Origin of the sequence: Photobacterium sagamiensis, from assembly GCF_050337085.1 — a bacterium.
In the GTDB taxonomy this organism is placed as follows: domain Bacteria; phylum Pseudomonadota; class Gammaproteobacteria; order Enterobacterales; family Vibrionaceae; genus Photobacterium; species Photobacterium sagamiensis.
In genome coordinates, this window is record NZ_JAKJSP010000101.1 from 1 (window position 1) to 6130 (window position 6130).

At 47.7% G+C, this 6130-nt stretch carries 3 protein-coding genes and 1 pseudogene; 3 read left to right on the plus strand and 1 reads right to left on the minus strand.

The features are described from left to right. Positions 1–6: 6 nt before the first annotated feature. On the plus strand, positions 7–2412 hold the full coding sequence (gene ppsA / locus L4D76_RS28265; RefSeq protein WP_428444158.1) for a phosphoenolpyruvate synthase: 2406 nt from the start codon (positions 7–9) through the stop codon (positions 2410–2412). 350 nt (positions 2413–2762) lie between these two features. Continuing rightward, a complete protein-coding gene (locus L4D76_RS28270) occupies positions 2763–4343 on the plus strand; it encodes a methyl-accepting chemotaxis protein (protein WP_428444156.1) in 1581 nt (526 codons plus the stop codon). Between the two features lie 165 nt (positions 4344–4508). On the opposite strand, the gene L4D76_RS28275 is transcribed toward L4D76_RS28270, so the two are convergent. After that, positions 4509–5867 (minus strand): hypothetical protein, encoded by a 1359-nt coding sequence (locus L4D76_RS28275; RefSeq protein ID WP_428444157.1) that lies wholly within the window; start codon positions 5865–5867, stop codon positions 4509–4511. Positions 5868–5920: 53 nt separating this feature from the next. Between L4D76_RS28275 and L4D76_RS28280 the strand changes: the two are divergent. Next, positions 5921–6130, plus strand: a pseudogene (locus L4D76_RS28280) (IS6 family transposase); the annotation flags it as partial.

Sequence of the window (6130 nt, forward strand, 5' to 3'; positions counted from 1 at the left end):
GCCCAAATACCAACCCCAACAGCCCCCTCAAGCATCCCCACCAACGTTATCCATTGGTATGAGCATCTAGGCATTGCTGATATTGCCCTCGTGGGGGGGAAAAATGCCAGTTTGGGAGAAATGATAAGTAAAATGGCAGAAGACGGTATTCGTGTCCCTACTGGTTTTGCAACCAATGCCCAATTGTATCGTGAATTTCTTAGTCAAAACGATCTTGATGGGCCTATTGCAGCGCATTTGGATGCGTTGTCGAACGGGACCGAAAATCTCGCTCAAACAGGTTTTTCCATCAGACAAATGATTTCTAAGGGTGAATTTACCGAGATACAGAAGCAGGCTATCGAGCAAGCGTATCAACAATTGTGTACACGTATTGGGTGTGAAAATGTCAGTGTTGCGGTAAGAAGCTCAGCCACCGCGGAAGATTTGCCTGAAGCCAGTTTTGCCGGCCAGCAAGAAAGTTACTTAAACATAACGGGTATTGATGATTTGTTAGAAGCCTGTCGTCAGTGTTTTGCCTCATTGTATACCGATAGAGCGATTATCTACCGTCAAGAGCAGGGATTCTCCCATCAACAGGTAGCGCTTTCTGTTGGGGTACAGCAAATGATCGAATCAGAAGCTGCGGGTGTGATGTTCAGCCTGGACACTGAAAACGGCTTTCCTGATGTGGTGATGATTAATGGTGCGTGGGGGCTGGGTGAAACGATTGTTAAAGGCAGTGTGACACCCGATCGGTTTATGGTTTATAAACCCCTGCTTGAACACCGTGAGTTTCGCCCACTGATTGAAAAACAAGCGGGCAGTAAATTACAAAAAATGATTTATTCCTCATCAGCGCAAGAGCCAACCTTAATCGTGGCAACAGATGAGTCCGAACGTTCATCGCTGGTACTCTCGGATGATGAAGTGCTGAGCCTGTCGCGTTGGGCGGTAAAAATAGAACGGCATTATGGTTGCCCTATGGATATGGAATGGGCTAAAGACCGCCGCAGTAAGCAGCTGTATATTGTGCAGGCGCGTCCTGAAACCGTTGAATCCCTCAAAGATACTGCCGTATTAATGAATTACAAGCTGAAGGGGAAATCCCGGGTGTTGTTAGAAGGTGCCAGTGTCGGCAGTGCCATAGCGACCGGCGCGGTATTTAAGATCCTAAGCCCTGATGATATTGAACAATTCCCTGACGGTGCGATATTGGTTACTGAACGTACCGATCCTGACTGGGTGCCGTTAATGCGTAAGGCCTCCGGGATTATTACCGATACCGGAGGGCCGACCAGTCATGCTGCGATTGTCAGCCGCGAGCTGAAGGTGCCGGCGATTGTAGGGACTGAAAATGCTACGCAACTGTTGGACAATGGCAAGGAAATAACGCTCAGTTGTGCCGGCGGGGCGGTTGGTAAGGTTTACGAAGGCATACTTGAATTTGAAACCGAGCAAGTTAATCTCGATGATATCCCGCACACTCAGACAAATATCATGATTAATGCTGCAATGCCTGACGGTATTTTTCGCTGGTGGCAATTACCGGTATCGGGTATTGGTTTAACGCGGATAGAGTTTATTATTTCCAGCCAGATTTGTGTGCATCCCATGGCATTGGTTCATCCTGAACGTATTTCCGATCCTGTAACAAAAGATAAAATTGCCCGGCTGACTAATGGCTATGAACACCAAACCGATTATTTTGTCGAGAATTTGGCCTTAGGTGTCGGCAAAATTGCCGCTTCGCAATATCCAAAACCGGTTATTGTCAGAATGTCAGATTTTAAGTCGAATGAATATCGTGGCTTGCTGGGTGGTGAGTTTTTTGAAATCAATGAAGAAAATCCGATGCTTGGTCTGCGTGGTGCCTCACGTTATTACCATCCGCTATATCGGGAAGCCTTTAAACTGGAATGTCAGGCGATAGTCAAAGCCAGGGAAGAAATGGGGTTTGATAATATTATTGTGATGATCCCATTTTGTCGTACCACGGGTGAAGCTGATCGGGTTCTGGATGTGATGGCCGAAGCTGGCCTTAAACGTGGTGTCAACGGCTTGCAGGTTTACGTGATGTGTGAGATCCCCTCCAATGTGATCTTAGCGGATCAGTTTGCCAAGCGGTTTGATGGTTTCTCTATTGGCAGCAACGATCTCACTCAACTGGTGTTGGGTATTGATCGAGACTCTGCCGAATTAAAGCCCCTGTTTGATGCCCGCGATGACGCAGTAAAAAGCATGATTGCCCAGGTGATCAAAGTGGCACATCAATATGGTTGTAAAGTGGGGATCTGTGGTCAGGCTCCGTCAGATTATCCGGAATTTGCCGAATTTCTGGTCGGCTGCGGCATTGATTCGATTTCTCTGAATCCCGATTCCGTCGCCAAGGCGAGTCAACATATTGCCCGGGCCGAGAAAAGGCGTGATTAGAGGGGTATTCTCTTGTCTTGTTTATGCGGCTAACTGTTGTATTGATTTTTCAGATAACAGTGGCCGCATAAACCAACGGCGCAATGCGATGTAATGCAATAAGAAACCAAATGTAAACTATTAAGCACAGTTAAAAAAATGGGTGTGCTTTATGCCGAATCAGGGTCACATTTTTTTACAAACCGCAAAATCCCCCCCTTCAATCGGGCAAACTTCGACGAAGCATATATCTTGCATCGTATTTATACTGTTGCTTATTAATACGCAATCAGATGGACCTGAAGTTTTTGACGCGTATCAGGGCATTATTGCGTAACAGTTTTCTGTTTATACCCAAGAGATATATTGTTATGTTGCGCTTGTTTTATCGTCTATCCGTTCGAAATCAGATCCTGGTTCCCAGCCTGCTGTTATCTCTGTTTCTTCTCCCTGCATTGACGGTGGGAAAACTTCACCTGGAAGAAAACCTCCGTCATATAACCCTGACAACCGAGCAGGTGATTGCGCTTAAGGACAATGTATTAGTCTTGGTCGGTAAAGTGAATCAATTGAGGGAGCAGGGCCGCAGTCTTGAGCATGGCGGCAAAGTTGACGGGGTATTAATCAATCAGATAATGCCTACAGCCGACTCGGTACTAAATCGGCTGGAACCGGGCCAGAGAGACGCTTTTGCAATGCAGATTTCGCAGTATGTTGACCTGATGGAAAATATGGTGGGTATTACGAGGCAAGAAATTGGAACCACAGACTGGTCACCTTACTTGGCGGCTGATGCTGAGATCAGAGAAACCATAACTGCATTGTCGGCAGCAGTGAACCAACAGGCAATGGCTAATCTGGCACAGGGCATCAAGTCTCAGCAAACCACGATCAGCAATGCAGCTCTCACAGTCCCGCTAAGTTTTATAGCGGCAATATTGTTGGCATGGCTAATAGCTGTTTGGATAGTGCGTCCGATCCGGGACTTACGCCAGGCAATGTCTGCGTTGGCTCAGGGGCAACTGTCACTCAATATCCCAGTTACAGGTCGAAATGAGATGAGTGCCTTGGCCAATGATTTTAATACCTGTGTTGAACAGCTCAGGTTGATGGTCAGCGGATTGCAAAACATCGGTTCCGATGTGCTGTCTGCCACTGTCGAGCAGAGTCATGCCATGGAGATGGCGACAGATAACGCCGATCAGGAGCGGGGTGAAATTGAACATATTGTTACCGCGGTACATCAGATGGCAGCATCGGCGACAGAAGTCAGTCAAAATGCAGTGAGTGCTGATCGCAGCGCGCAGCATATTACCGGCCTGGCCGGGCAGACTCAGAGGTTGTTTGATCAGGATCAGCAAGCCTTTTCTGAAGTCGAAAGTCAGTTGAATCAGGCCGCAATGACGGTCAGTCAAGTGAAAGAGCAGTCGCAGGGAATTGTTAAAGTGATCGAAGTTATCCAGGGGATTTCCGAGCAGACCAACTTGCTGGCGTTAAATGCGGCTATTGAAGCGGCCCGTGCAGGAGAAAGCGGGCGAGGCTTTGCCGTGGTCGCCGATGAGGTTCGGTTACTGGCGGGACGTACCCGGCAGTCAACCGAAGAAATTCAGAATATTATCGTGCAGCTTCAGGAACAGTCACTCAGTGCTAACACCAATATGCAGCAAACGTTGTCAATGCTGGATGAAAGCCAACAACTGCGTAGCGAAACAGATCGGGCCCAACAGGAGATTGCTGATTCAATAGCTGAAATTGCTCAGGTTAATGCCTTGGTTGCCACTGCCGCCGAAGAGCAGTCACAGGTATCGAGGTCAATTCACCAGCGCCTGGATCAGCTCAATGATTTGGTCAGTCAGAATACTGCTGTCATCATGGAAAGCGGTGATGGCAGTAAGCAGCTGGCTGAGTTAGCTCAGCGTCAGAAAAATCAGCTAGATTATTTTGTTATGTGAGCAGGGAATGAGACGTAGAAAATAGCTTGAGGGGCTGAAGGATGGCCAAAATCCGTGCTTGCAACTTAAATGGCTTGAACATAGACCCACTATGTCTTTCCATTTCGATTGCCATCACGAATATTGGCCAATAATTATGGCGTAAAAATTAAGGGTAAACCGTAATTATTCGTTGGCTGCAGGTTGTACTTCACCATGAACAACCCAAGGCTCATCAGCAACAGTTAAGCTTTCTTTGTCCTGCCAGGTTGTACTGATGGCAGGAATATTTGTTGCCGTTGGTAATGTTAGCAGAGCCGCGCTGTTCAAATTCAGGCCAGCGTTAGTACAATCACTAGCACCGCCTGCCGCAGGCATAAAGCGTTTATCAATTCCAGTAGCTTTCAGGACATAGCGGTTGCCGTTAGTGTCATTATAAACTTCAGTACCGTCTGCAATGCTGAACTGTGCATTCCACTGACCGTCGGCCTGCTCCCACGGAATACCATGCAGGTTGCCTGGACCGTGGTATTCCAGCATAACCTGAGTACCATCGTTATTGGATTCACCGTTTCTATCATTTGCTGTCTGGTGGCTGTAAATGAAGTTGACGGGTTTATCGAACTCATAGAAGCTCTGATCTGTCTGGTTTTTCAGCATAGTCAGCTGGCTCCAGGAATCGACCCCCATTTCCCATCGGTAAGTGATCAGGCTCTGACCGTTAAGATCATCCCAGCTCGTAACAGAGCCTGCATCTGAACTCAGAACGAATTCACCGCTCGATGCCCCCCAGAACTCCTGATCATTGCTTAAATCATCACAAGTAAAGTTAAGTGTAACCGGCTGACCAGACAGTTTCAGGGTCATATCTGCCGGATCAAGGGTATAGGCGATACCCGTTGCTGACGGATCTTCGTAAGGCTGAGTGAAGGTCCAGTTAACCGCATCGTTAAGACTGATATTGCTTTGCGGGCAGTCGCCGTAACAGGTCAGGCCGATCGCTCCACTATTGAAAATGGCATCATTGGCACGGACGCTTTCGCTGGTAGTGTAAGCCACCTTATGCACCCCACCATCATTACCCAGGTAATTGACATTCTGGCGCAGCAAAGGTGACCAGAAGTAAGTATTTTGAGTTATTCCCGCATCGACACCATCAGGGATACCTGAGCCGTTATCACCCTGGAACTGGCCAGCACCTTCAACCCAGTAAACCGTCGTTGAATCGCTGCCGTTCCAATATTCGAAAGCTTCGCCATCTTGCAAAGAACGTTGTCCTTTTGTCTGACGTACCAGCTTACCTGGCGCAGTCACGACAGTGTAGCTCACACCATCCTCATCGGTAATCGTCGTTGGTGATACATATCCTGGCTGTTGCTGTTCTTCGGTCCACAGGCCCCACTCACCGATAAATCCGTGCTGAGGCTGGCCGCTAAGCGATGAAATATATTCGATGTTAAAACCTGCTTTAATGTCGAGCAGAGCACCGGTAGCTTCATTAAACAGAGAATAGCGGTGGACATTCTCACGAGGGGTCTGTTGCAAAAAATTCAGCCAAGGCTCAGAATTCCGTCTTTCCCATCTAATCTAGCGACTCAATGACCAACCACGAATTTAAATGGAAACACTTTGCCCCTGAGATCATCCTTTGGAGCCTTCGTTGGTATGGTTCGACTCCAATGAGCTACGCGAACCTCAGCGACATGCTGGCAGAGCGAGGGATTTCGGTGAATCGTTCGACCATTTATCGTTGGTTCATTGAATATTCCCCTAAATTACGTAAGAAGTTACGTCGCCATCAATTCATC

What these genes read in the sequence shown, in the direction of transcription:
- L4D76_RS28270 (WP_428444156.1), top strand. Translation starts at nt 2,763, where the DNA reads ATGTTGCGCTTGTTTTATCGTCTATCCGTTCGAAATCAGATCCTGGTT.